The sequence below is a fragment of the Cyanobium sp. Aljojuca 7A6 genome (genome assembly GCF_024346455.1).
Classification (GTDB): domain Bacteria; phylum Cyanobacteriota; class Cyanobacteriia; order PCC-6307; family Cyanobiaceae; genus Cyanobium.
The window spans coordinates 1-25,179 of sequence record NZ_JAGQCY010000020.1; the positions used below are offsets into that span (position 1 = coordinate 1).

Annotated in this window: 24 protein-coding genes and 1 pseudogene; 11 read left to right on the plus strand and 14 right to left on the minus strand. The window is 68.9% G+C overall.

Features of this window, described 5'->3' with window-relative positions; translation table 11 throughout:
• A pseudogene (locus tag KBY95_RS14410) lies at positions 1–143 on the plus strand (photosystem II D2 protein (photosystem q(a) protein)); the annotation flags it as partial.
• Between the two features lie 53 nt (positions 144–196).
• Here KBY95_RS14410 and KBY95_RS14415 read toward each other — a convergent pair.
• The 5 genes from KBY95_RS14415 to KBY95_RS14435 all read right to left on the minus strand — a co-directional run bounded on the left by KBY95_RS14415 (position 197) and on the right by KBY95_RS14435 (position 7,040).
• Positions 197–439 (minus strand): hypothetical protein, encoded by a 243-nt coding sequence (locus tag KBY95_RS14415; RefSeq protein WP_254965850.1) that lies wholly within the window; start codon positions 437–439, stop codon positions 197–199.
• A 188-nt stretch (positions 440–627) separates the two neighbouring features.
• Positions 628–1,560, minus strand: a complete 933-nt coding sequence (locus tag KBY95_RS14420) for a lysylphosphatidylglycerol synthase transmembrane domain-containing protein (protein ID WP_254965851.1) — start codon at positions 1,558–1,560, stop codon at positions 628–630.
• 52 nt (positions 1,561–1,612) lie between these two features.
• Positions 1,613–3,016, minus strand: a complete 1,404-nt coding sequence (locus KBY95_RS14425; protein WP_254965852.1) for a glycosyltransferase — start codon at positions 3,014–3,016, stop codon at positions 1,613–1,615.
• Positions 3,013–5,478, minus strand: coding sequence for a hypothetical protein (locus KBY95_RS14430; RefSeq protein WP_254965853.1), 2,466 nt, complete (start codon positions 5,476–5,478; stop codon positions 3,013–3,015). The genes KBY95_RS14425 and KBY95_RS14430 overlap by 4 nt, the downstream gene beginning before the upstream one ends.
• A complete protein-coding gene (locus KBY95_RS14435; protein ID WP_254965854.1) occupies positions 5,475–7,040 on the minus strand; it encodes a glycosyltransferase family 39 protein in 1,566 nt (521 codons plus the stop codon). The genes KBY95_RS14430 and KBY95_RS14435 overlap by 4 nt, the downstream gene beginning before the upstream one ends.
• A 127-nt stretch (positions 7,041–7,167) precedes the next feature.
• On the opposite strand from KBY95_RS14435, the gene KBY95_RS14440 reads away from it, so the two are divergent.
• From KBY95_RS14440 to KBY95_RS14455, 4 genes are all read left to right on the plus strand, one after another.
• Positions 7,168–8,985: an iron uptake porin gene (locus tag KBY95_RS14440; RefSeq protein ID WP_254965855.1), complete on the plus strand. Its 1,818-nt coding sequence runs from the start codon at positions 7,168–7,170 to the stop codon at positions 8,983–8,985.
• A gap of 215 nt (positions 8,986–9,200) precedes the next feature.
• Entirely contained in the window at positions 9,201–10,973 is a 1,773-nt protein-coding gene (locus tag KBY95_RS14445; RefSeq protein WP_254965856.1) for an iron uptake porin, read from the plus strand.
• Positions 10,974–11,156: 183 nt separating this feature from the next.
• Positions 11,157–12,983 carry an iron uptake porin gene (locus KBY95_RS14450; protein ID WP_254965857.1) on the plus strand — a complete coding sequence of 609 codons (1,827 nt, stop codon included), beginning with the start codon at positions 11,157–11,159 and terminating at the stop codon, positions 12,981–12,983.
• 117 nt (positions 12,984–13,100) lie between these two features.
• A complete protein-coding gene (locus tag KBY95_RS14455; RefSeq protein ID WP_254965858.1) occupies positions 13,101–13,778 on the plus strand; it encodes a J domain-containing protein in 678 nt (225 codons plus the stop codon).
• Here the strand turns inward: KBY95_RS14455 and ndhO are convergent.
• Entirely contained in the window at positions 13,775–14,020 is a 246-nt protein-coding gene (gene ndhO / locus KBY95_RS14460; protein ID WP_254965860.1) for an NAD(P)H-quinone oxidoreductase subunit O, read from the minus strand. The two genes, KBY95_RS14455 and ndhO, sit on opposite strands and share 4 nt — an antisense overlap.
• Before the next feature lie 77 nt (positions 14,021–14,097).
• Here ndhO and KBY95_RS14465 point away from each other — a divergent pair, with 77 nt between their 5' ends.
• The gene (locus tag KBY95_RS14465; protein ID WP_254965862.1) at positions 14,098–15,033 is read left to right on the plus strand and encodes a TIGR01777 family oxidoreductase; all 936 of its coding nucleotides are present in this window, start codon (positions 14,098–14,100) and stop codon (positions 15,031–15,033) included.
• Here the strand turns inward: KBY95_RS14465 and KBY95_RS14470 are convergent.
• Entirely contained in the window at positions 14,990–15,250 is a 261-nt protein-coding gene (locus KBY95_RS14470; protein WP_254965863.1) for a hypothetical protein, read from the minus strand. The genes KBY95_RS14465 and KBY95_RS14470 overlap by 44 nt on opposite strands.
• 77 nt (positions 15,251–15,327) lie before the next feature.
• Between KBY95_RS14470 and KBY95_RS14475 the strand changes: the two genes are divergently transcribed.
• Positions 15,328–16,542, plus strand: a complete 1,215-nt coding sequence (locus KBY95_RS14475) for a lipid-A-disaccharide synthase-related protein (protein ID WP_254965865.1) — start codon at positions 15,328–15,330, stop codon at positions 16,540–16,542.
• Here KBY95_RS14475 and KBY95_RS14480 read toward each other — a convergent pair.
• Positions 16,535–16,951: a hypothetical protein gene (locus KBY95_RS14480; RefSeq protein ID WP_254965868.1), complete on the minus strand. Its 417-nt coding sequence runs from the start codon at positions 16,949–16,951 to the stop codon at positions 16,535–16,537. The two genes, KBY95_RS14475 and KBY95_RS14480, sit on opposite strands and share 8 nt — an antisense overlap.
• 76 nt (positions 16,952–17,027) lie before the next feature.
• The gene (locus KBY95_RS14485; RefSeq protein ID WP_254965869.1) at positions 17,028–17,456 is read right to left on the minus strand and encodes an iron-sulfur cluster assembly accessory protein; all 429 of its coding nucleotides are present in this window, start codon (positions 17,454–17,456) and stop codon (positions 17,028–17,030) included.
• Positions 17,457–17,585: 129 nt separating this feature from the next.
• On the opposite strand from KBY95_RS14485, the gene zds reads away from it, so the two are divergent.
• From zds to KBY95_RS14500, 3 genes are read left to right on the plus strand one after another with little or no spacing between them, the layout of a single operon-like run.
• Complete coding sequence (gene zds, locus KBY95_RS14490; protein ID WP_254965870.1) at positions 17,586–19,061, plus strand: 9,9'-di-cis-zeta-carotene desaturase; 1,476 nt, start codon at positions 17,586–17,588, stop codon at positions 19,059–19,061.
• A gap of 10 nt (positions 19,062–19,071) precedes the next feature.
• On the plus strand, positions 19,072–19,506 hold the full coding sequence (locus KBY95_RS14495) for an SRPBCC family protein (RefSeq protein ID WP_254965872.1): 435 nt from the start codon (positions 19,072–19,074) through the stop codon (positions 19,504–19,506).
• Positions 19,472–20,014, plus strand: coding sequence for a hypothetical protein (locus KBY95_RS14500; protein ID WP_254965874.1), 543 nt, complete (start codon positions 19,472–19,474; stop codon positions 20,012–20,014). The genes KBY95_RS14495 and KBY95_RS14500 overlap by 35 nt, the downstream gene beginning before the upstream one ends.
• Here KBY95_RS14500 and KBY95_RS14505 read toward each other — a convergent pair.
• From KBY95_RS14505 to KBY95_RS14525, 5 genes are read right to left on the minus strand one after another with little or no spacing between them, the layout of a single operon-like run.
• Positions 19,998–20,807, minus strand: coding sequence for a uroporphyrinogen-III synthase (locus tag KBY95_RS14505; RefSeq protein WP_254965876.1), 810 nt, complete (start codon positions 20,805–20,807; stop codon positions 19,998–20,000). The two genes, KBY95_RS14500 and KBY95_RS14505, sit on opposite strands and share 17 nt — an antisense overlap.
• Positions 20,807–22,000 (minus strand): glycosyltransferase, encoded by a 1,194-nt coding sequence (locus KBY95_RS14510; protein ID WP_254965878.1) that lies wholly within the window; start codon positions 21,998–22,000, stop codon positions 20,807–20,809. The genes KBY95_RS14505 and KBY95_RS14510 overlap by 1 nt, the downstream gene beginning before the upstream one ends.
• A gap of 52 nt (positions 22,001–22,052) precedes the next feature.
• Positions 22,053–23,708, minus strand: a complete 1,656-nt coding sequence (locus KBY95_RS14515) for a glycoside hydrolase family 3 N-terminal domain-containing protein (protein WP_254965879.1) — start codon at positions 23,706–23,708, stop codon at positions 22,053–22,055.
• A gap of 8 nt (positions 23,709–23,716) precedes the next feature.
• Complete coding sequence (rbfA, locus tag KBY95_RS14520) at positions 23,717–24,169, minus strand: 30S ribosome-binding factor RbfA (RefSeq protein WP_254965880.1); 453 nt, start codon at positions 24,167–24,169, stop codon at positions 23,717–23,719.
• Between the two features lie 2 nt (positions 24,170–24,171).
• Positions 24,172–24,378 carry a DUF751 family protein gene (locus tag KBY95_RS14525; RefSeq protein WP_254965881.1) on the minus strand — a complete coding sequence of 69 codons (207 nt, stop codon included), beginning with the start codon at positions 24,376–24,378 and terminating at the stop codon, positions 24,172–24,174.
• Positions 24,379–24,453: 75 nt separating this feature from the next.
• Between KBY95_RS14525 and KBY95_RS14530 the strand changes: the two genes are divergently transcribed.
• Positions 24,454–25,173, plus strand: a complete 720-nt coding sequence (locus KBY95_RS14530; RefSeq protein ID WP_254965882.1) for a glutathione S-transferase family protein — start codon at positions 24,454–24,456, stop codon at positions 25,171–25,173.
• Positions 25,174–25,179: the final 6 nt, after the last annotated feature.

A 25,179-nucleotide genomic window follows, 5' to 3' on the forward strand; every position in this document is an offset into this window, starting at 1 on the left:
CGGAGGATCCTGAATTCGAGACGTTCTACACCAAGAACATCCTGCTCAACGAAGGTCTGCGCGCCTGGATGGCCCCCGCCGACCAGCCGCACGAAAACTTCATCTTCCCTGAAGAGGTTCTGCCCCGCGGCAACGCGCTCTGATCTTTTCCCTTTCATCCACAGGCCCCTGGCAGGGGCCTTTTTATTGGCCGCCCTCACCCCCGCTGCCGCGACGATCCGCTCGGCGCTGGCCCAAAAAGCTGGTTACGATGGGCGAGTTCCGTCAGCAGTGACGTGGTGATCGACGGAAACGCCTGATTGGAGTCCATCGCGACTTCCGGTCCTGTGGCGCTCATTCCGTGCAAACGGATGCAATGGGTTCCACGGCCGGTTTGTTTTGGTGATTCTTCTTTTCCCGGTCGTTTTTCGTTCTCGCCGCAGGCGTCGCCGGCTGGCATCCAACCCACAGGAGGAGGTGTCCATGACCCCAAGTTGTCCCATCAAGGGTCTGCTGATCGCGGAGAATGCCGGCTGATCACGGCTGCTGACTCCTGATCCATCGGTTCCGCGCCAGAGCGGACCCGGCGAGAGCCCCCGGCATCGTGTTCCCCAGGTTCCCTGGAGATCACGATGCCGGGGGCATCGTTCATGGAGCTCTATCTACCTGGCGGGCCAGCACCAGCAATCCCACCGCGGTGGGCAGCAGCACGGTGCACACCCGCAGCACCAGGGTGACCGCCAGAGCGGCCGATCGATCGACGCCGAAGGCCACCGCCAGGCCGATGGCCGTGGCCTCCGCCGTGCCGACCCCTGCCGGCAGGAAGGAAAGAACTCCGCCGAGGGCCATCGCCGTGCGGATCACAGCGGCCTGGGTCAGTGCCAGGGGATCCCCCAGCATCTGGAAGAGGCCCATCAGCGCCGCCGCCTCAATCAGCCACACCAGCCCCGCCAGGGCGGTGCCCACCAGCAGGGGCCAGGGACGCAGCAGCCGGCGCAGACGGCCCACCGCTCCGAGGGCTTCCCGCAGCAGCCGGGTCAGTCCCCTCCAGCGCCGGTGGGCCGGCAGCCGGTCGAGGAACGCTTCCAGGCGACGCAGGGCGGCGGGGTGGGTCAGCAGCCAGGCGCCGATGGCCAGGGTCCCACCGCCGGCCACAAGGGCAGGCAGGATGCGACCCCCAAGCCCCCAGGCCAGCACAAGCAGGGCTCCGGCCAGGTCCGTCACCCGCTCCGCCAGAGTCACCCCCACGCCCACCTGCATCGGGATGCCGTGGCGACGCTGCAGCCAAAGCCCGCGCAGGGCCTCACCGCTGCGCCCTGGTGCGGCCACCAGGGCGAGGCCGGCCGCGTAGATCCTGCCGCTGGGACGCCAGGGCAGGGAGTGTCCCAGCTGCCTCAGATAGAACTGCCAGCGCTGAAACAGCAGCAGATAGCCCAGGGCCACCAGCGCCGCCACCAGCCCCCAGCACCACCAGGGCAGCGCCGCCAGGGAGCGCAACACGTTGGCGAAGCCGAACCAGATGCTCAGCCCCAGGTAGAGGACCAGAGTGGCCACCAGCCCCAGGAACCAGCGCTTTTTCATCAGTGGCTGGGACGCCGCCGAGGGCACGGACGTGGGCTGCACACCGGCGCGCTCATGGTGTGAAGCGCAGCTTCTGGGCCGCATAGAGACACATCCTCGCCAGGATCAGCCCCTCCTTCACGTGGGCGATGTTCGAGCTGCCGTAACTGCGCTCCTGATAGCGCACGGGCACCTCCACGATCTTGAGATTCAGCTTGGAGGCACCGAAGAGCAGGTCGAAATCGCCAAAGGGGTCGAAATCGCCGAAGTAGGCGCGCCCCGCCTTGAGGCGCTCGTAGTCGGCCTTCCAGATCACCTTGGTGCCGCAAAGGGTGTCCTTCAGCCGCTGGCGCAGCAGCCAGGAGAAGGCCGCGGCGAAGAAACGGTTGGCGGCCGTGTTCAGCGGTGGCATGGCGGCGCTGGTGCGGGGATACACCAGCCGGCAGCCGTTGACGAACTCTCCCCGGCCCTCGGCCAGGGCCTTGTAGAAGCGGGGCAGGTCTTCGGGGCGCACGGTGAGGTCCGCATCCAGGATCATCAGCACCTCTCCTCCGGCCTGGTCAAAGCCCAGCCAGACGGCATCCGCCTTGCCGCGGCCGCTCTGGCGCAGGGCGCGCAGCTGCAACGGGCCGCTGTACGCCGCGCAGACCCGCTCGATCTCCGCCCAGGTGTCATCGGAGGAGTGCCCTTCCACGAACAGCACCTCGGTGGCCGACCCCAGCAGGGGCATGCGGTCGATGGCGGCGGCGATGTTGCCCGCCTCGTTGCGGGCCGGGATCACCACACTGACGCTGGGCAGGCGCTGGGCCGGGGTGGCAGGACGGGCCACCAGCCAGTGGGTGAGCCCGAACTGTTCCAGCACGGGCAGCTGGCTCAGCCAGCGGTTGGCCAGGGGGCCGAGCAGGGGAATGCGTCGGGGCAGCAGGCAGCGGTGCCCTTGCTTGAGCACCTCCCAGCCGGCCAGGTCGAGCAGGTTCTGCACGTCCCTGGGGGTGAGCCAGCTCTCGGGGGGCTGGGGCTGGCGCAGGCCCAGGGTTTCCGCCGTCTTCAGCAGGGGCTGCCACAGCCAGTTGTGGAAACTCACCACCAGTCGGGTGCGGTCATGGCAGAACGCCGCCAGCCGCTCGATCACCCCCTGCACGTCCTCGAGGGTGTTGAGGGTGTTGGCGAGAAGAATCACATCGAAGGGCTCGCTCTCCCCGATCGCCTCCGGGGTGATGGCCGCCGCTTCGGCGCAGACGATGCGCAGATGGGGATGGGCCGTCCCGGCGGCGGCGGCGATGGCGGGGTCGCGCTCGATCCCCACCCCGTGGCTCGGGCGGGTGGCGGCCAGCAGATCCCCAAGGCCGCAGCCGATCTCGAGCACCCTCAGGCCTGGAGCGACCAGCACCTGGTGCAGACGGTCCAGGTCCTCGTAATAGGCGCGGTTGCGGCGGTGGAACCGTTGCAGCCCCTCGGGCTGGAGCGTGCCGTTCATCGCAGCAGGGCCAGGGTGCCGGCCACGTCCAGCCGCAGGCCGCTGGCCACGGCCCGCAGGGTCCGCAGGGTGCGGTTACCGGGGTCGAGCCGGGCGGCGGCATCGAGCGCCACCTGGGCCTGGCCGGGGTGGAAGCGGTAGAGCTGCACGAAGCCGAGGGCCATCAGGGCATGGGGATTGGTGGGTTCGAGGGACACAATGCGCTGCAGGGTGTCGACGGCCCCATCGGCGTGCCGCTGCAGCGCCTGGGCCAGGGCCAGACCATAGAGGTCCTCAAGATCGCCCCCACCGGCGTCGGCAGGGCGCTCCTGGAGCCGGGCCCGCAGCAGTCGCTCCCCCTGGGAGAGATAGATCTGCTGGGGATCGCGCTGGTTGATCTGACCCACCTGCCGGAACAGCAGATCCAGCTCACCCCGGCGCAGCAGTCTCCCCAGCGCGAGCAGCTGGTCGATGCGGTTCGGGGGCGCCCCGCCGTCTTGCCCACCGGCGCCGCCAGCCTCCGCCGCCACTGTCAGCGTGAGCGGCGCACTGCGCAGGGCCAGCGGCCTCCCCTGGCGGTCCGTGGCGCGGGCCCCCAGCCGGTAGGACCCGTCGGGCAGCCCCGCCGGCACCACCAGGGCCAGGCGTTCGCGGACCTCCAGGCAGGCGGAAGAACCAGCTCGCACCATCCCCTGGCCGATGCCGCGGTCGTGGCGCCAGTTCGGCAGGCCAGCTTCGGCGGATTCCGGCCGCCAGTCGAGCAACAGCAGGCCGTCGTGCAGCACCGCCGCCGGCCCCCGCAGGCGGCTCACCAGCACCGCCTCGCGGCCTGGCCGCAGAGAGGGCGGCTCGACGCTGAGATCCAGCTGGAGGCTGGGATCCGGCCCGCAGGCCACCGGCGTCACTTCCAGGCTCAGGTCCCGCCTCTTGAAGAGTTCGGCGCTGCTGCCGTCGGGCAGGGGCCAGCGGCCGGCGGCCTGGAACGCCGGCGATCGGCGCACCATCCCATCCAGGGCGGCCTGGCGGGCGTCGCTCATCACCCCCTGATCGCCCCCCTTGAGCAGGAACCAGTCGAAGCCGGCCAGGTCGCCGTTGAGCTGGTCGAGGGGAGCCACGGTCTGGCGGGCGGCGACGCGGAAGGCCTGACGGCGACCTTCGGCGTCGAGGTTGAAGGCGTTCAGGCCCTGGCTGTCCGGCAGCACCGCCAGGGTGGAGAGTTGGTGCGGACTGCGCTGCCGGATCGTGGCCACGATCGCCTCCAGGGGCCAGGCGGGGCCGGCGATGGGGGGTCGCGGCGGGAACCCGGTGGGGTTGGCCGCCAGGGCGAACTGGCTGGCCAGGGCTCCCCAGACCCCGATCCCCACCACCGCCAGCCGCCAGGCGGTTGTCCAGCGCCCGGCGGCCGAGGCCAGCACGATCCCCAGGCCGAGGCACAGCTGGGGAACCAGGGGCAGCACGAAGCGGAAATCCTTGGTGCTCATCAGGGTGGCCAGCAGCAGGGCCCCGAGCGGAAAGCTGAGCCACCAGGCGATCTGTGGCCAGGGCGAACGGGAGGCTGGGGTGCCGCGGCGGGGCCACCAGCTCAGCAACCCTCCCGCCATCACCACCGCCACCAGCGCGGCCCCGGCCATTGTGGGCAGCAGACGGGGGTAAAACAGCCAGCCCGCCAGGGTGTTCGCCTCCAGGCCGTCCTGATACAGCACCCCCCACTGGCGGGCCTTGTTGACGGTGGAGAGGATCGTCAGCCAGTTCTGGCTCCACCAGGGCCAGGCCACGGCCGTGGCGGCGGCGGCGGCCAGCAGCAGCTGGGCCAGCCGGCCGAAGCGGGCCTTGCGGCCACGTTGGCGCAGGGGAACGAGGGCCATCCAGGCCAGGCCCAGCAGGGGCAGCCAGAGCATCACCAGGCCGGTCGGGCGCGTCAGAACGACGGCCCCGAGGCCCAGGCCCCCGCCCAGGCTCCAGAGCCAGGGGTGCCGGGGGCGGGCGAGCACCCGCACGGTCAGCACCCACCAGGTGGCGGTGAGAACGGCCGTCAGGCTGAAATCGATCAGATAGTCGCTGCGCTGGTTGAGCAGGGCCGGGGAGACGCCGCAGAGAAAGGCGGCCCAGAGGCCGGCGGCGCGGCTGTGGGCCAGGCGACCAAGGCCGTACAGGCTCCCCAGCAGCAGGGCCTGGAACAGGCCGTTGGAGAGGATCGCGCTGCCATACCCGGGCCCCAGCAGGCTGAACACCGGTGCCGTCACCAGGTAGGTGAAGGGCCCTCGGTAGGTGGGGGTTTCGGCCCAGAGCCGTTGCCACCAAAGCGGATCCAAGGGAGCGGCCTCGCCGAGTACCTGCCACACCCCCAGGGCGCGGCTCAGGTGTTCCCCCTGATCCCAGGCCGGCGGCTGGCCGTGGCGCTGCAGCCAGAGGGCATCAAGGAGCAGCCCCGCCAGCCACAACCCCAGCAGGATCCAACCGTCCCGACCGCGCGCCAGCCTCATCGGGCCCTCCCTGACGCTTCGGCCAGCACCCAGGGCTCCAGCTCGGGGGCCTGCAGCCGCACGGGCCATCTGGCCGGCAGCTCCTGACGCCGGATCCACACCCGCTCCCCAGGGGGAACCCGTTCCGGTGGGCTGAGGCGGGGAATCAGCCTGGGGCTGGCCAGGGCCACCAGGATCAGCCCCGCGTGTTCACCGCCGCTGAGGGGGGTGCCCGCCACGGCCGCGATCGGCCCGGCCGCCAGGGCCGCCGCCGCCTCAGGGCGCGTCAGGGCCTGGCGCTGCAGGGGGCTTCTGTCCGTGAACAAGCCAGCCTGAACGAGCACGGCCAGGGCCAGCCAGGGACCGATCAGCAGGGCCCCCAGTCGGCGCCGGCCACGGCCACACCAGGGCACCAGGGCCCAGGCCAGCCCCAGGCATGCCGCCGCCACGGCAAAGAGAGCCGGCGCCGGCGCAAGGGCGGCCACCCCATTGGCCACCAGGACCCCGGCAGGCGTTCCCGGCCACAGCACCAACGCCGCCGCCAGGACCAGGACAACTCCCAGGCCAGCGAGGCCCAGGCCCGCCCAGCGGGCGCCCCTGCCGCCCCCCCTGCTCCAGGAGCGCAGGCCGGCTGTTGCCGCCAGGGCGACAAAGGGGGTGAGCTGCAACCCGTAATAGGTGGTCTTGGTACGGAAGGCGCTGAGAAGAAGAAGCATCAGCAGCGGATAGAGCAGTAACAGCAGGCGCCGGGTCCGGTCCATCGGCGCGGCCAGCCAGCCGCGCCAGCCCGCCAGGGCGAACAGGCTCCAGGGGAAGGTGTTGGCTGGCAGGCTCCAGAGGTAATAGAGCGGACCGGCGCTGTAGACGTCGCTCTCCGAGAGGTAGAGCAGCTTCTGCCACAGGCCCGCCACCACCGGCAGGCCGAGCACCTTCAGACTCAGGCCCAGCCAGAGGGCCACCGGCAGCCAGCCCAGGGCGAGGCCGAGCCAGAAGGCGGGCCGCCGCAGCACGGGCTGGCGCTCCAGCAGGGCGAAGGGCAGCAGGGCCAGCACGGGCAGCGCCACCATGAAGCCCTTGATCAGGAAGGCCGGGCCGATCCAGGCTCCGGCCAGGAGTGTCCAGTGCCGTTGTGGGCTGTCACCGGCCCGCAGCAGGGCCAGGATTCCCAGCAGCTCCAAGGCCAGCAGTGGCATGTCCTGGCTGGCCAGGTGGGCGTAGTCGAGCCACAGGGGGGTGAGCGCCAGCACAGCCGCGGCCAGCCAGCCGGTGCGCTCGCCACCCAGCAGGCGCCTGGCCAGGGCCGCGGTCAGCAGCAGGGAGGCCACGGCGGCGACCAGGGACGGCAGATGGGCCACCCAGGGGCCCATCCCCAGCAGCCGGTAGGCCGCGGCGATCAGCCAGGGCAGACCGATGGTGCGATCGAAGACGACCTGGTCCCACCAGGGGGGCGCCAGCCACTGGCCGCTCTCGGTGATCCAGCGGGCCTGCAGGGCGTAGTAGCCCTCGTCGTGGGCCAGAAAGCTGCGCGGCGCCGCCGTCAGCAACAGGGGCAGGAAGGGCAGCGCCGCCCAAAGGGCTTTCATGGGCGGCACTCTGGCAGCACCCCCGGGTACCGGACGTTGTGTTTTCTGGCACATGGACCCTGGATGGTCAGGTCCACCTGGGTGATTCTTCGTTTGGCGCATTGCGCCGCTTCCGTGTGAGGAACCCATGAAACTCTTCCAGCAACTGCTGGTTGCTCCCGCAGCCCTCGGCCTGCTCGCCCCTGTGGCGGTCCAGGCAGCTGAGCTCAACATCGACGGCATCAACAAGTACGCCGCCGAGGAGCAAGTCACCAGCATCAACCAGTTTTCCGACGTCAAGCCCACCGACTGGGCCTTCCAGGCCCTTTCGAACCTGATCGAGCGCTACGGCTGCGTCGCCGGCTACCCGAACGGCACCTACAAGGGCGGCCAGGCCATGACCCGCTACGAAGCGGCGGCCCTGCTGAACGCCTGCCTCGACCGGATCACCGAAGTGACCGACGAGCTCAAGCGCCTGATGGCCGAGTTCGAGAAGGAACTCGCCGTGCTGCGCGGCCGTGTGGATGGCCTGGAGGCCAAGGTGGGTGAGCTTGAAGCCACCCAGTTTTCCACCACCACGAAGCTGACCGGTAAGGCCACCTTCATCATGGGTGCCAACAGCTACGGCGGAAATGCTCGGGTGAGCCCTGCCGCTTCTGCTTTCTTCGGGACTTCGGCCGCCACAATCGCTCCTAACGGTGTGATCACTCCAGGTGTGCCGAACGTCCCCGTTCTGGTCCCTGGCGCCTTCGGTGCCAACTTCCCTGCTCTTTTCGTCCCTAACACCTGGGCGAACCAGGCCCGTCAGAGCCAGGGCGCCACGGCGTTCAACTACGACATCCAGCTCAACTTCGACACCAGCTTCACTGGTAAGGACCTCCTGCGCACCCGCCTGCGCGCCGGTAACTTTGCCCAAGGCCCATGGGCCGGTGGTCCGGTCGTTGGTCTGAACGCTACGGAAACTGCCTTTGAAGAGAACTGCGGCCTTGGGGTCGACTGCGGTGACGTGGTCGCCATCAACCGTCTCTTCTACCAGTTCCCCCTGGGCAGCAACTTCACCGCCACCATCGGTGGTCGGGTCCGTCAGGACGACATGCTGGCCGTCTGGCCGTCCGCTTACCCGGCTGACACTGTCCTTGACATCTTCACCTACGCCGGTGCCCCCGGCACCTACAGCCTCAACCTGGGTGCTGGTGGCGGTCTGTGGTGGAAGAGCGGCGGCTTCAGCGTCAGCGCCAACTACGTCTCCGCCAACGGCGACTCGGGCAACCCGATCGCCGGCACGGCGAACTGCGGTGGCATCGGCAACGCCTGTTCCGCCCAGACGGGTACGGCCCAAGTCGCTTACACCGGCTCCAACTGGGGCCTCGCGGCGGCCTACACCTACTCCTCGGGTGGTGCAGGTACCTATGCCGGCAACGCCACGCCTCTGGCCAACACCCTCTTCTTGAACTCGAATGCCACCAACTCGGTTGGCATCAGCGGCTACTGGCAGCCCAGCAACTCCGGTTGGATCCCCTCGATCAGCACCGGCTGGGGCATCAACACCAGCAACTTCAACGGCACCAACTTCGCCGACGGGGGGCTCGTCTCCACCACCGGCATCACCAAGGCCACCAGCCAGTCTTGGTACGTGGGCCTGCAGTGGGATGATGTGTTCATCAAGGGCAACTCCGCCGGTATGGCCGTGGGTCAGCCCACCTTCCTCACGGCTGTCAGCGGTGGCAACGCCGTCTTCGGTGGCCCAGCCGCCGCCACCGCCATCGTTGATGGCAACTATGCCTGGGAGTGGTGGTACAAGTTCCAGGTCACCGACAACATCAGCGTGACCCCGGCGCTCTACTACCTGAGCGCTCCGCTGGGTCAGGTCTCCAAGAACGTCGGTATTGGCGGCGTTCCTACTGGTGCTGGCGGAAGCGAGTTTAACAACTTCGGCGGCTTCATCAAGACCACCTTCAAGTTCTGATCCCTCAGGATCAATCCCCCTCACAAAACGTCCTCTCTCCTGCCCGGCTGCTTTGCAGCCGGGCTTTTTGTTGACCATATGATCACGAGTTGACGAAGACTTCAGCCTGTACCAATCGCTACCTGTGCCTGTGATGGGTGCTGATTGGCCCTCGCTCCCTGGCCATACCTTTGGGCTTCCCCTTGCGGGGATTCCTCTTTTTGGTGTGAGGACCAATGAAACCCTTCCAGCAATTTCTGCTGGCACCGGTAGCCCTTGGGCTGCTGTCGCCACTTGCCGCTTCCGCCGGTGAAATCTCCCCCAGCCAGCGGGCAGAGATCTCCACCTACATGGAGCAGCAGGACATCGATCGCTTCAAGGCCTGGGAAGCTCAGAACCAGGTCACGAGCGTCAACCAGTTTTCCGACGTCAAGCCCACCGACTGGGCCTTCCAGGCCCTTTCGAACCTGATCGAGCGCTACGGCTGCGTCGCCGGCTACCCGAACGGCACCTACAAGGGCGGCCAGGCCATGACCCGCTACGAAGCGGCGGCCCTGCTGAACGCCTGCCTCGACCGGATCACCGAAGTGACCGACGAGCTCAAGCGCCTGATGGCCGAGTTCGAGAAGGAACTCGCCGTGCTGCGCGGCCGTGTGGATGGCCTGGAGGCCAAGGTGGGTGAGCTGGAAGCCACCCAGTTCTCCACCACCACCAAGCTCCAGGGTGAAGCCACCTTCGTGATCGGTGCCAACTCCTTTGGTGGCAACCAGAGCCTGCCAAACCCCGCAGCCGGAATTCCGGCTGCTGCCGCCAATGCCTTCCCCGCCAACAACCGCCGCAACTGGGGAGCAACGGTCTTCAACTACGACGTTCGCCTCAATTTCCTCACCAGCTTCACTGGCAAGGATCTGCTGTACACCCGGCTGCGCAGCGGCAACGCCAACAACAGCCCCTTCAATGGCAACCCTTACAACTTGATGGCGCTGGACAAGCTCACCGCTCCCACCGCCGGTGCCGACACCGTTTTCATTGACCGTCTCTACTACCGCTTCCCCATCGGCAAGGACTTCACCGCCATGATCGGCCCGAAGGCTCGGGCCACTGAATTTCTTGCTATCTCACCCTGGTTCTACAAGTCCGACATCCTCGATGTCTTCACCTTGCATGGAGCACCGGGCGCGTATAACAAGTCCACCGGCGCGACCTTCGGCCTGATGTGGAAGCAGAACGTGCAGAAGGGCAAGCCCTTCTTCGCGGTCTCCACGGCTTATGTCGCCCCCAATGCTGACAACGGCAACCCGAATCAGGGTGGCCTGCTGAATGAGCGCAGCCGCGGCACCTGGACCACCCAGGCCGGCGTGTCCGGCCAGCAGTGGCGCTTTGCCTTCGCCTGGAGCTATGTCCAGTGCGGCCAGAACTTCCGCCGCGGCAGTTCCTTCGCCCAGCCGGCCGTCGGCTGCACCAGCATCAACAACAACTTCCTGGGTTCGGAGAACTTCGGCAACAGCGCCGCGTACTCCAACAACTTCGCCACCACCTTCGCGTGGCGTCCCAAGACCAGCAGCTGGATCCCCTCGATCAGCCTGGGCTGGGGCTACAACGCCATGACCCAGCCCGAGCTGAACCCCCAGACCCAGGCGGTCCGGATCGGAGCCACCACGGTGAACGTTCCCACCGGCTTCAGCACGGTTCCGACCTTCAACCAGTCGGCGAACCGCGGCGCCAGCCAGTCCTGGAGCGTGGGTCTGCAATGGTCGGATGTGTTCATGAAGGGCAACCAGGCCGGCATGGCCGTGGGTCAGCCCGTGTTCGCGACCTCGCTGCGCAATGGCGAGACGCCCCAGGACGGCAACTTCGTCTGGGAGTGGTGGTACCAGTTCCAGGTCACCGACAACATCAGCGTGACCCCGGCCATCTTCTACCTGAGCAGGCCGAACGGCCAGTTCACCACCGCCGGCGAGTCAAGCAGCGTGTTCGGAGGCCTGATTCAGACCCAGTTCAGGTTCTGAGCGTCCCGTTCAGCCTTCCTCACACACAACCCTCCGCCCCCCTTTCCAGGGGGGCTTACCCATGGGGTGCCATGTCGGCTGCAACACCAGCCGGTGTGCTGCGGCCTTGCAGCAGGGCGGATGGATTCCGATACCTTTGCGCCGTCCCCCTTGCGGGGATTCCTCTTTTTGGTGTGAGGACCAATGAAACCCTTCCAGCAATTTCTGCTGGCACCGGTAGCCCTTGGGCTGCTGTCGCCACTTGCCGCTTCCGCCGGTGAGATCTCCCCCACCCAGCGGGCAGAGATCTCCACCTACATGGAGCAGCAGGACATCGATCGCTTCAAGGCCTGGGAAGCCCAGAACCAGGTCACGAGCGTCAACCAGTTTTCCGACGTCAAGCCCACTGACTGGGCTTTCCAGGCCCTTTCCAACCTGGTGGACCGTTACGGCTGCGTCGCCGGCTATCCCAACGGCACCTTCAAGGGCGGCCAGGCCATGACCCGCTACGAAGCGGCGGCCCTGCTGAACGCCTGCCTCGACCGGATCACCGAAGTGACCGACGAGCTCAAGCGCCTGATGGACGAGTTCGAGAAGGAACTCGCCGTGCTGCGCGGCCGGGTGGATGGCCTGGAGGCCAAGGTGGGTGAGCTGGAAGCCACCCAGTTCTCCACCACCACCAAGCTCCAGGGTGATGCCGTCTTCGTGATCGGTGCCAACAGCTTCGGCGGCAGCCAGGGCAACCCGAACACCGCGGCTTTCCTGCCCTTGGGTGCTAATCCCAACAGCGCGTTGCCGGCCACCAACGCCAATGCGAACCGCTTCCCCGCCAACAACCGTCGCGACTGGGGCGGCACGGTTTTCAACTATGACCTCCGCCTCAACCTCCTCACCAGCTTCACCGGTAAGGACCTGCTCTACACCCGTCTGAGGGCCGGCAACTTCCAGAACAGCCCCTTCGGCGGCAACCCTTACAACCTGATGGCCCTGGATCGGGCCTTCTCCTCCAACGTTGGCAATGCTGCCGGCAGCACCGGCAACGACATCGTTTCCATCGATCGTCTGTACTACCGCTTCCCGATCGGCCGCGACTTCACGGCCCTTCTCGGCGCCAAAGCCCGGAACACCGAGTTCCTGGCGATCACGCCCTGGTTCTACAACGGCGGCATCCTTGATGTCTTCACGCTGCACGGTGCTCCCGGCACCTACAACAAGGCCACCGGCTCCACCTTCGGCCTGATGTGGAAGCAGAATGTCAAGAAGGGCAAGCCCTTCTTCGCGCTCTCCACGGCCTACGTCGCCCCCAGAGGCGACAACGGCAACCCCAACCAGGGTGGTCTGCTGACTGAGCGCAGTGGCGGCACCTGGACCACCCAGGCCGGCATCGCTGGCAAGCAATGGCGTTTCGCCTTTGCCTGGAGCTATGTCCAGTGTGGAACCAACTTCCGCAGGGGCACCCAGTTCGCCCAGCCTGGCGTGGACTGCACCAACATCACCACCCCCGCTGGCTTCGAGAACAACGGCGGCAGTGCCTCCTACTCGAACAACTTCGCCACGACCCTGGCCTGGCAGCCCAAAAAGAGTGGCTGGATCCCCTCCATCAACCTGGGCTGGGGCTACAACGCCATGACCCAGCCAGAGCTGAACCCCCTGACCTCAACGGTTCGGGTCGGACGCACCACGGTGACCGTGCCTAACGGCTTCAGCCGGGTCCCCACCTTCAGTGAGTCGACCAACCGCGCCGCCAGCCAGTCCTGGAGTGTGGGCCTGCAGTGGTCTGACGCGTTCATGAAGGGCAATGCCCTCGGCATGGCTGTGGGTCAGCCGGTGTTTGCCACCTCGCTGCGCAACGGCGAGACCCCCCAGGACGGCAACTACGCCTGGGAGTGGTGGTACCGGTTCCAGGTCACCGACAACATCAGTGTGACCCCGGCTCTGTTCTATCTGAGCCGCCCCAACGGTCAGTTCACCACCGCTGGCCAGTCAAGCAGCGTGCTCGGTGGCCTGATCCAGACCCAGTTCAGGTTCTGATTCTCTGGTTTCACGCTTCCTCACAACCCCCTGCCCCCCTTTTCGAGGGGGGCTTTTTCATGGGCGCCATCGACCTGGCCCATCGGCGATGCTGGGTCCAGATGGCGCGCCCAGCGCATGGCCAGGATCCCAGCCGACCACTACGCCACCCTTGGGGTCGCCCCCGGGGCCACCACCGCCGAGATCAAGGCCGCCTACCGAGCCCTCGTCAAACGGCACCATCCGGATGCCGGCGGTGATCAGCGCACGATCCTGGCCCTCAATGCCGCCTGGGAGGTGCTCAGGGACGGGGACCGTCGCCGCCATTACGACCACGGCGCCGGGCTGGGGGCGGCGGTTTCGCCGCGCTCCGGTGGACATGGTTCAGGCCCACGCCGTGGCGCCGGGGCGGCCAGCGACGAGGAGTTGCTGAGCTGGCTCCAGCAGGTTTACGTGCCGATCGACCGGTTGATTGGCCAGGTGATCAATCCCTTTCCGGCCCAGTTGCGCTCCCTGGCGGCCGATCCCTACGACGACGACCTGATGGCGGCGTTCTGTACCTTCCTTGAACAGAGCCGCTCACGGATGGAGAAGGTGGAGGCCCTCTACCGCTCCAGGGCCTGCCCGGCGGCGGCCAGGGGTTTCGGTCTCAGCCTGTACCACTGCCTCAGCCAGGTGCAGGATGCCCTGGTGGAGCTGGAGCGCTACACCATGGGGTATGTGGACAGCTACCTCCATGACGGCAAGGAGATGCTGCGCGAAGCCAGGCTGCGGCGCAGCCGGCTGAAGGAGGAACGGCGCCGGGTGGAGCTTTAGGCGGCGGGCATCGCTTCGAGCTGGTCGAGCCGCAACCACACATCTGGAACGGGCCGGCTCCAGCGCAGCTGGGCGTAACTCCCCTGGATGGCGAGGATCTCCCCCGGCCCCTCGAACAGATAGCCGGGGGCCACCGGATCACTGGCTCCGGCCTCGAGGCTGTTGGTGTAGGCCGTTCTGTTCACCCTCACCAGGGCACCCTTCTTGAGGCTCGGGGCAGCGGCAGGCGTGGAGTCAGCCATCTTGGGAAGGTGCGATCGGCTCAGGTTAGGGCTGCCGGAACCTAACCTCGGCAATGGATTGCGACGGACCTGTAGGCATGCGATTGCTTCTGCTCGGATGCACGGGTTTCGTCGGCCGGGAGCTGGTGCCGTTCCTGCTCAACCTCGGCCACCAGCTCACCCTGGTGAGCCGGCGGCCCCGGCCGGCCAGCGAGGCGGCCGATCCCAGGATCACCAACCTCTGCTTCGATCTGGCCGATCCGGCCAGCTGGAGCCAGCCCCCACTGCTCGAGGCGCTGGAAGCGGCCGATGGGGTGGTCAACCTGGCCGGTGAGTCGATTGCCGACCAGCGCTGGACGCCTGCCTACCGCCAGCGCCTGCTCGATAGCCGCCTGGTCACCACCTCGCAGCTGGTGCGCGCCATGGCGGGGCTGGCCAAGCCTCCCTCGGTGCTGGTGAGCGGATCGGCCGTCGGCTACTACGGCACGAGCCTGGACGGGTGCTTCACGGAGGCCAGCGCGCCGGGTGACGATTTCCTGGCCCGACTCTGCGCTCGCTGGGAAGCCGCCACCCAGGTCGCTCCCGAGGCCTGCCGCGTCGTGGTGTTGCGGGTCGGCATTGTCATCGGACCCGATGGCGGGGCCCTCGGCAAGATGCTGCCCGTGTTCCGCGCCGGGTTCGGCGGGCCGGTGGGCAGCGGCCAGCAATGGATGAGCTGGATTCAGCGGCACGATCTCTGCCGGCTGATCGCCACCGCCCTGGAAGAGGCCGCCTACGCCGGCCCCTACAACGCCGTGGCCCCGGAGCCCACCCGGATGGCCATTTTCGCCTCCACCCTCGGCCGTGTCCTCGGGCGTCCCAGCCTGTTGCCCGTGCCTGGCCCCCTGCTGCAACTGCTGCTCGGTGATGGCGCCAAGGTGGTGCTGGAGGGGCAGCAGGTGAAGCCCGAACGGCTGCTGGCCCAGGGCTTCCACTTCCAGTTCACCGATCTCAGCGCTGCCCTCGCCGCTGCCACCAGCCCAGAGCGCCGCTGAGCAGCGCTGCGGCCATCAGCAGGCCGATCGCCGGGGTGAACAGCGGTTGCCACAGCTGCTGGAAGAGCTCCAGGGGGGCATTGAGCTGCTGGCCATGCAGCACCACCGCCACGGCGAAGAAGAGGGCTCCGGCCAGCACGAGAAACACGTCGGCCACCAGCACGATGTCGAGGACGCGGCGCAGCTGGGCGCCGGGGCCCGTGGCGGGAGTGCTCATGCCGTTGGGGTGAACCGGGAGGAGGCGGAAATCCCGGCTGTGCCCAAACCTAAACTCGACCGGACTTGGTGTCCCGTGTGCCCCTTTCCCCTGCTCCCAGGATCCTGCTGATCAGCAACGGTCATGGGGAGGATCTCAATGGGGGGTTGATCGCCGACGGTCTGCGCCAGTGCTCGCCCGGGCTGGAACTGGCGGCCCTGCCGATCGTCGGTGCCGGCTCGGCCTATGGAGGCCGGGGCCTGCCGCTCCTGTTCCAGGGCCGGACCCTGCCGTCCGGGGGCATGGTGTACCAGGGCCTCAACATCTGGAAGGATCTGGCGGCCGGCTGGCTGCAGCAGAGCGTGGCCCAGCTCTGGGCGGCCTGGCGCCAGGGCCGTTACTACGACCTGGTGGTGAGCATCGGTGACCATGTCCCCCTGATCTTCGCCCTGCTCACCGGGCGGCCGACGGTGGTGTTCCTGGTCTCCACCTCCAGCTTTTACGAGGGCCGGCTTCGGCTCTCCGCCCTCACCCGCTGGTGTTGTCGCCGCCGGCGGGTGCGGCTGGTGTTGACCCGTGATGCCTTCACCGCCGCCGACCTCCAGGCCCAGGGCCTGGCCAAGGCCCTGTTCTGCGGTTACCCGATCATGGATCTGCCACCCCCGGACCCCGGCCAGGTGGCCCGCCAGCCGGGCACCCGAACCCTGGCGTTGGTGCCGGGCAGCCGCTTCCCGGAGGCGCTGCATAACCTGATGCTGATGTTGCGGCTATGCAGCCAGCTGGGGGGCCTGGCCGGAGATGGCCGCTGGCGTTTCCTCGTCGCCGTGGTGGAGAGCCCGCGCTGGCGGGAGCTGGAACCCCTGGCCGCGTCGATCGGCTGGCATCTGTCCGATGGGGTGCTGCGCTCCGCCGCCGGCGATCTCGAGGTGCGGCTGCTTCCGGGGGCCCTGGCGTCGATTCTGGCCGCCAGTGATCTGGTGGTGGGCATGGCCGGCACCGCCGTGGAGCAGGCGGTGGGGTTCGGACTGCCGGTGGTGCAGCTGGTGGGACGCGGTCCCCAGTTCAGCTATGCCTTCGCCGAATCCCAGATGCGACTGCTGGGTCCCACGGTCCACACCGTGGGGCGCCGTCCGGCCGAAAGCGGCGAGCTTCAGGAGGCCGCGGCGCTGATCCTGCGGCTTCTGGCCGATGCCGACCTGCCCGAGCGCTGTGCCCAGGCGGCCCTGGAGCGGGTCGGGCCGGCGGGGGGCTCGCGGCGCATCGCAGAAGCCGTGCTGGAAACCCTCGCCCAGGGCCGGTCGGCACTCAGCTGAGCCAGGCCTTCACCTTCTCCAGGGCCTGCCAGCCTGGCCGCCGCTGCAGCCCGTCGGCGATCGAGCCCTGCAGTTCGCCGGCCAGCTCGGGGGCCATCAGCATCACACGCTTCACAACGTCGATGTGCTCCCTCACCCCCTTGGCGCCGGTCTCGAGCATGGCCACGCTCAGGTTGATCCGGGCCTGGGGGTCCTGCGGATTGAGTTTCACCGCGTGGCGGGCCGAGGGCAGCGCCGCCTGGGGCTGGTCGAGCAGCAACTGCAACCAGGCCAGGCAGGTCCAGCCCGCCGACTGGCGCGGTTCCTGGGCCGTGATCTGCAGGAACTCATCAATCAGGTCTTCGGGCGCCGCCCCCTGCTGGTAGCGGGCGATGGCCTGGTCGAAGCGGGAGTCCTGCGGGGCCGTCATGGCGGCGGGGGGTGGCTAGGTGGGGTCCGTCAGACTCCCACGCCATGGGGCCGTGGCGCCAGCGGCAAGACCGGGCTCAGACGGCGAAGGAACTGCCGCAGCCGCAGGTCTGGGAGGCGTTGGGATTGGTGAAGTTGAAGCCGCCGCCAATCAGTGCCGAAGAGAAATCCAGCTGCATGCCGTAGATGTACAGCAGGCTCTTGGGGTCACAGACGACCCGGAAACTCGGCGCACCGGAAGGTTCGTAGGTGTAGGTCTCGTCGTCGCCCAGGATTTCCGCGCCCTCGATGAAATCCATCGTGTAGCTCATGCCGCTGCAGCCGCCGGAGCGCACGCCCACCCGCAGCACCTTGTCGCCCCCTTGCGAGGCCATCAGGGTACCGAGCTGGCGCATGGCGGGCTCGGTGATCAGGATGCCCTTGCCGTCGACACCGGCCGTGGCCGTGGTGGTTGGCGGGGCGCTGGACGTGGGGGCGGCGCTGGGGGCCTGAACGGGGCTGCTCATCGGGCGTTGGGGGGTCGGAGGGGAGGGATCGGGCCGCCGGACGACGCGGTGAGAATCCACTCTATGGAGAACCATCCTCGGTGGGTGGGCTCCAGTCCATAGAGTCAGGACCTTCGCGGGACTCCAAGGGTGCGGGTTGCCATCGTGGGTGCGGGTCTGGCCGGTCTGAGCGCAGCCGTCGATCTGGTCGACGCCGGTCATGCGGTGGACCTCTACGAATCCCGTCCGTTCATGGGGGGCAAGGTCGGCAGCTGGGAGGACCCGGACGGCAACCACATCGAGATGGGCCTGCACGTCTTCTTCTTCAACTACGCCAACCTTTTTGCTCTGATGCGCAAGGTGGGTGCCTTCGACAATCTCCTGCCCAAGGAGCACTGGCACCTGTTCGTCAACCGCGGCGGGGACCTGCGGGCCCTGGATTTCCGTTTTCCTGTGGGGGCTCCGTTCAACGGCCTCAAGGCCTTTTTCACCACGTCCCAGCTCGACTGGATCGACAAGCTGCGCAATGCCCTGGCGCTCGGCACCAGCCCGATCGTCCGGGGGCTGGTCGATTACGACGGGGCCATGAAGGTGATCCGCTCGCTGGATGCGATCAGTTTCCAGCAATGGTTTTTGAGCCATGGGGGCAGCCCCAGGAGCCTGAAGAGGCTCTGGAACCCGATTGCCTACGCGCTGGGATTCATCGATTGCGAGGCCATCTCGGCCCGCTGCATGCTCACCATCTTCATGATGTTCGCCTCCCGGACAGAGGCTTCCAAGCTCAACCTGCTCAAGGGGTCCCCCCACCGCTGGCTGACCGGTCCGATCCTTGACTACATCCAGGCCAGGGGCGGCCGCCTGCACCTGCGCCACCGGGTCAGCGAGGTCCGCCACGAGGAGCGCGACGGCCAGACCGTCGTCACCTCCCTGCTGCTGGGCACCCCGGAGGGTGAAAAGCGGGTGGAGGCCGACGTCTACCTGGCCGCCTGCGACGTGCCCGGAGCCCAGCGACTGCTGCCCCAGGCCTGGCGCCGTTTCCCTGAGTTCGCCGCCATCGACCGGCTGGAAACGGTGCCGGTGGCCACTGTGCAGCTCCGTTACGACGGCTGGGTGACCGAATTGGGTGACGGGGCCGGCCCCCAGGCCCGCCGCGCCGATCTGAGCCGCCCGGCCGGTCTCGACAATCTGCTTTACACGGCCGATGCGGACTTCAGCTGCTTCGCCGATCTGGCCCTGGCCAGCCCTGCCGATTACCGGCGGGAGGGGCTGGGCTCCCTGCTGCAGTGCGTGCTCACCCCTGGTGATCCCTGGATCCCGTTGAAAACCGAGGAGATCGTCGCCCACACCGATCGCCAGGTGCGTGAATTGTTTCCCTCGGCCGCGGGGTTGCAGCTCGTCTGGAGCAACGTGGTGAAACTGGCCCAGTCGCTCTACCGGGAAGCCCCCGGCATGGAGCCCTTCCGCCCCGATCAGCGCACCCCCGTGGCCAATTTCTTTCTCGCCGGCAGCTACACCCGCCAGGACTACATCGACTCGATGGAGGGCGCCACGATGAGCGGTCGGCTCGCGGCCGCTGCGATCCTGAACCAGCCCGTGGCCCTGGCCACCTGCGCGGCGGTGGCCTAGGAGCGAACCCATGGGCAAATGGCTCGAGCACAGCGTCACCACCGAGATCCAGGCCCCGGTGGCCAGGGTCTGGGAGGTTTGGAGTGATCTGGAGGCCATGCCCCGCTGGATGCGTTGGATCGAATCGGTCGTCACCCTCGACGACCCCGACCTCACCGACTGGACGCTGGCGGCCCAGGGCTTCCGTTTCCACTGGAAGGCCCGGATCACCGAGCGGGTCGACTTGCAGAGGCTGCACTGGGAATCGGTGGGTGGCCTGCCCACCAAGGGAGGCGTGCGCTTCTATCCCCTCGGGCCTGACCTTACGGCCGTCAAGCTCACAGTGAGCTATGAACTGCCTGGTGCGCTTGCGCCCCTGATGGAACCCACCATCATGGGGGGCATCGTCACCAGAGAATTGCAGGCCAACCTTGACCGATTTCGCGACCTGGTGGAAAAAGGGTAACGGCCACTTCGGCCTCTGGGCGCTGGCGCCCCTTGTGCTCGCCGGATGCGCTGCCGCCCCCACGGTGGAAGCCCCACCGCCGCCAGCTCCGCCCAGGCCGGTCCCTGCCGCGGTGGCCTCAGGGGCCGTACCCGCTGGGCTGACCCCTCTGCCCACCTCCCAGCAGGTGGTGGCGGCTTTCCCAGTGGGCCGCAAGGATCCGTTCGGTGCCCTGGTGCCGCAGCTGGCCCCGGGGGGTGCGGCAGCCGCGGCCGGCGGTGGGGCGGCAGCATCGCTCCCTCCACCGGCCTTTCTTCAGGACTTCCGCGTCACCGGCGTGATTGACAGCGGCGGCCAGCGCGAAGCGGTGGTGACCTACAAGCAACTCAGCGGCAGCCTGCGCCGGGGCGACCGGGGTGGACGCAACACCGATCTGCTGCCCGCCGGCTGGAGCGTGGCTGCGGTGGATGTGGCCAACGGTCAGCTGATCCTGCAGAGCGGCAGTCGCAAGGTCAAGGTCGACCTCTGAGGGCCAGGCTGCAGGCCGCCACCAGACCCTCCAGGTCGTGGGGGTCTGCTTCCCCATCCACCCGTCCAAGCCGCTCCAGGCAGCGCTGACTGGTCTGGGGGCCGATCGAGATCACCTGCACCCCCTCCAGCTGCTGGATCCAGGCGTCGCCGAAGCTGCCGGCCAGCAGCTGGGCGGTGTGCTCCACCGTCTTGCCGCTGCTGAACGTGATGGCATCGAGCCCGCGCCGTTCCAGGGCCTGCAGGGCCCCGGTGGGCAGCACCGCTGGACAGCGCGTCTCGTAGGCGGCCACCTCCACCACCCGGGCTCCGGCCGCGGCGAAGGCTTCGGCCAGCAGCGTGCGCCCGCCGCTCTGCACCCGCGGCAGCAGCAGCCGCTGCCCCCAGCCCGACACGGGGAAGTGCTCGATCAGGCTGTCGGCCACGAAGGCCGGAGGTACAAAATCGGCGGGGGCTCCCAGGTCCTCCAATGTCTGGGCGGTCTTACGCCCCACCGCGGCCAGCCGAACCCCCCTTGGTCTGCGGCCCAGGCAGGATCCCTGCCGCACCAGCCGCTGCTCCACCGCGTCCACCCCGTTGGCACTCGAGAAGACGATCCAGTGGAACTGGTCCAGTTCCGCCAGGGCATCGTCGAGGGGGCCCCAGAGATCGGGAGGGGCGATCACCAGGGCCGGCAGGTCAATGACGCTGGCGCCGGCCTGCTCGAACAGCTGGCGGGCCGCGCCCAGCTGGGTTTCGGCCCGGGTCACGGCGACCGTGCGGCCCGCCAGTGGCAGTGGCAGTGGGCTGTCCATCAGGCGTCCAGCCGGACGAGGGCGCCGGCCCGTTGGGCCAGCTCGCTGGCCTGCTGCGGCTGGCCCTGGCTTTCCAGCAAGGCGATCGCCCGGCGGAAGCCATCCCGGGCCCCGGGAATGTCGCCCGCCAGCAGCAAGGCGGCCGCCAGGTTGCGCTGGGCGTCGGCGTGCTCCGGTGCCAGGGCCAGGGCCTGCCGGTAGGCGGTGATCGCTTCCAGCGGCCGGCCCCGCTGCCGCTCGATCAGGCCCAGGTTGAACCAAGCCAGGGGGAGCTCCGGGCAGAGGCGGGTCACGTCCGCCGTCAGGGCCGCCGCCTCCTCCAGGGCCCCCTGGCGCAACAGCAGGGCCCCGAGGTTGAGCCGAGCCCCCAGGGTGAGTCGCTCCTCCAGGGGCAGGTCCAGGGCCTGGCGGTAGAGGGCGGCGGCGGCGGCGGGCTCCCCAGGGCTGCGGGCGATGGCGAGGTGGAGCAGCAGTTCGTAGTGCTCGGCGACCGACCTGGCGCCAACCTGGGCCAGGCCCTCCTCCAGCAGGGCGATGCCCCTGGCGCGCTGGCCCTGGCTCACCTCCAGGGCGCCGAGCTTGGCGCAGGCGTAGGGGTCACCGGGCCTGGCCGCAAGCTCCGCCTCCATGGCCTGACGCAGGCGCTCAGCCTTGCCGGAGGCCGCCAGCAGGTCCGGGCGGTAGCCCTCGTGCCCCAGGGCCGTTTCCCCACAGGCCAGCACCTGCCAGTGGGGCTCCTGCTCCAGCAAGGCGGCCACGCTGTCGTCGACCATGGCGTGATAGCGGCGGCTCCAGCGGATCGCGGGATGGCGGCGGAACAGGCGGCTGACACTGGAGAACGGGGACTGGGCGGCCCCCACTTCCTGGCGCAGCAGGTTGATCAGCAGCACCTGGGGCTGCTCCATCAGGGCGCGCAGCGGGGAGCGGGCCTCGGGCCGCAGCCACTCGTCGGCATCCAGCACCAGCACCCAATCGCCCCGCACCAGATCCAGGGCGTGGTTGCGGGCGGGGGCGAAGTCCCCCGGCCAGGCCAGGTGGTGCACCCTGGCGCCGCAGTTGGCGGCGATCGCTGCCGTGTTGTCGTCGGACCCGGTGTCCACCACCACCACCTCGTCCACGAAGCCGGCCACCGAATGCAGGCAGCGCTCCAGCCGCTCCGCTTCGTTGCGCACGATCATCGACAGACTCAGCATCGGCGCTGCGGGGCAGGACAGACGTGCCAGGAGGCTAGGTGCCGGTGAGGGCTCAGTCGGTGAAGTCCACCCCAACGGCTGCGCCGGGCGCCGTGCCGCCGCTTGGCTTCGGACCGAAGCCGAGGCGCCCCAGCAGCTCGCCCTGGGCCAGGGCCATCTGGCCCGGAGACCAGGCGGCCGGCAGATCCGGCTCCAGCAGCGGCTGCAGGGCCTGCCAGGCATAGGGGCTGCCGTAGACGGCCAGGCCCGCCAGTCGACCGGTCGCCTGGAGCTGGCGGATCACTGCCGGCCAGGGATCCGGGCCGTCGGCCCGGCCGCGGAAAGGGTTGCCGCGTACGAACAGCTGCAGCAGCACCGGCCCCTCGCCCAGCCGCTCCAGGGCCAGGGGGGCTTCCTGATCGCCGCTCCAGGGGGAGGGTCCCTGGCCGTCGATCAGGCAGGGCCGCAGTCCTGCGGCCGCCGGCAGGGCCAGGGCCGGAGCAGCCGCCGGCAGGAAGGGGCAGCCCAGGCTGTTGTCGAGCTGGATCAGGTTCACCCCGGGGCCGCCGCGCACCGGGCCCCGTCCCCGCTGCTCCAGGCTGCGTTGCACCAGCTCCAGCGCCAGGGCCTGGTCGGCGGCGGAGGGGCCATTGCTGAGGCCGCCCAGGGGGGCAGGGGCGCTGGGGTCGTCGCCGGCGGGGCAGCGCCCCAGGGCCAGGCGCCGCCGCTCGAGGCTGGCCTGCAGCCGCTCCAGGCTCAGCCTGCCGCTGTGGACGGCCGCCACGATGGCGTCGATCGCCCCGTCCGCGTCGCCGGGCATCAGCACCAGGTCGGCCCCCGCCTCCAGGGCCAGCACGGCGGCCTGGGAGGCGCCGTAGCGGCCGGCGATCGCTTCCATCACGAGGGCGTCGGTGACGATCAGCCCTTCGAAACCGAGCTCCTCGCGCAGCAGACCCGTGAGCACCGCCCGCGACAGGGTGGCCGGGTGCTCGGCATCGAGGGCCGGCAGCAGCAGGTGGGCGGTCATCACCGCGGCCACCTCGGCCGCGATGGCGTCCCGGAATGGCGGCAGCTCCACGGCCTCCAGGCGGGCGCGACTGTGCGGCAGCAGGGGCAATTCCAGGTGGGAGTCGCTGGCGGTGTCGCCGTGCCCGGGGAAGTGCTTGGCGCAGGCGAGCACCCCTTCGGCCTGGGCGCCGCGGCAGAAGGCGGCCGCCAGGGCACCGGCCGTGGCCGGGTCTTCGCCCCAGGCCCGCACGTTGATCACCGGGTTGGCCGGGTTGTTGTTGACATCGCAGACGGGGGCGAGCACCCAGTTGAGCCCGAGCTGGCGGGCCTCCCGGCCCGTACAGGCCCCGTAACGCCGGGCCAGAGCCAGGGCCAGGGCGGGGTCTGTGGCGTGGATCCCCGCCAGGGCCAGGGGAGGCACCAGCCAGCTGGCCCCCTCAAAGCGCTGGCCCACCCCCTCCTCCACATCGGCGCAGAGCAGCAGGGGCTCCCTGGCCCAGGCCGCCAGTTGGCGTGTGCGCAGCCGCACTTCGCCAGCACTGCCGCCCAGCAGGATCACCCCGCCCACCCCGCGCTCTAGCAGGCGCTTCAGGCTGGCGTTGTCCAGCTCCCAGCGGGGATAGCGCCGCTGGCCATCGGCCGGATGGCCGCTGCAGCGCACCACCAGCAGGGCGGCGACGGTGCGATCCAGGGTCTGTGGTGGATCGAGGAACGAAGCCATGGGGCGGCTCAGGCTTCGGTCTCAGAGTCGGCGTCGGTGTCGCCCGCCGGATCAGCGGGTTCCGCCTCGGCCATCGGCTCCTCGCCCTCCTCGCCACCGCGCTCGCGCCGTTCGGCCTCCAGGCGCTGCAGCAGTCCCAGCACCGTGTTGCCCTTCTCCAGACCCCGGTCGAGGACGAAGGCCACTTCTGGTGTGCGGCGCATCTTGAGGCGGCGCCCCAGCTCCCCCTTCACGTAGACGGAGGCGGCCTTCAGGCCGTCCATGGCCACTTCCTGGTCCTCGGCGCTGCCGAAGATGCTCACGAAGATCTTGCAGTGCTGCAGATCGCCAGCCACCTCGACGCTGGTGACACTCACCATGCCGTGCTGGACCCGCTCATCCTTGATGCCGCTCATCAGCAGCTCGCTGACTTCACGGCGGATCAGGGCCGCCACCCGTTCCACCCGTCGGCTCTGTGCCATGACTACGAAACCGACCCGGGTTGCACCATGGCACGCAGTACCAGGGTGAGGCTGACCATCCCGCTGATCAGCGCGCCCACCAGGGCCACCGCCGTCACCGGGTTGCTGCGCCGCCGGGCCAGGGGTTCGAACACCGAGTTGAACACCCCCAGGCTGAAGGCGATCAGGTAGCGCGGATAGCGGGTGACATTGACGAAAAACTCTTTCATGGCCTTGGCGGCGGTCCTGGTCGGATGCTGGCTACTCTGCCGCCCAGGGCCACGTACAGCCGTCAGCGAGGGTCCATGGAGCTGCATCAGTTCAGACATTCCGCCTTCTGCGAGAAGGTGAGGCTTCTGCTGGCCCGCAAAGGTCTGGAGGCCACCATCGTGGAGGTGACCCCCGGCCTGGGCCAGCTGGAGCTGTTCCGTCTCTCCGGTCAGCGCCAGGTGCCGGTGCTGGTGGACGGCGGCGATGTGATCCCCGATTCCACCGCCATCGCCCTGCACCTGGAGGCCAGCCACCCGCAGCCGCCCCTGCTGCCGGCCGATCCGCTCGCCCGCGCCAGGGTGCTGCTGCTGGAGGACTGGGCCGACACCGCCCTGGCCCGGGGCGCCCGCCTGGCCCTGCTCCAAGCGGCGGCCATCGATCCGGTGCTGCGCACAGCCCTGCTGCCCGAGGCCACCCCGGGGCCCCTGCGCGATCTGGTGGCAGCTCTGCCAGGGGGCCTGATGGGCACCGCCACCGAGGCGATGCGCGACCTGCTGGGGCCCTGTGAGGTGCGCCAGCTGCACCGCAGCCTTGAGCAGCTCGCCCTGCTGGTGGCCCAGCGCCCCTACCTGGAGGGCGATGCACTCACCCTTGCCGACCTCGCCGTGGCGGCCCAGCTTTACCTGCTGAAGTTCCCCGTCTGTGCCGGCGCTCCCCTGGCGGGGCGGGGTGTGGAAGGCATCGCCGACAACCCCGTGCTCGAGCCCCTGTTCGCCTGGCGGGACCGGCTGCTCGCCGAGGTCGGTCGGGACTGAGGTCCC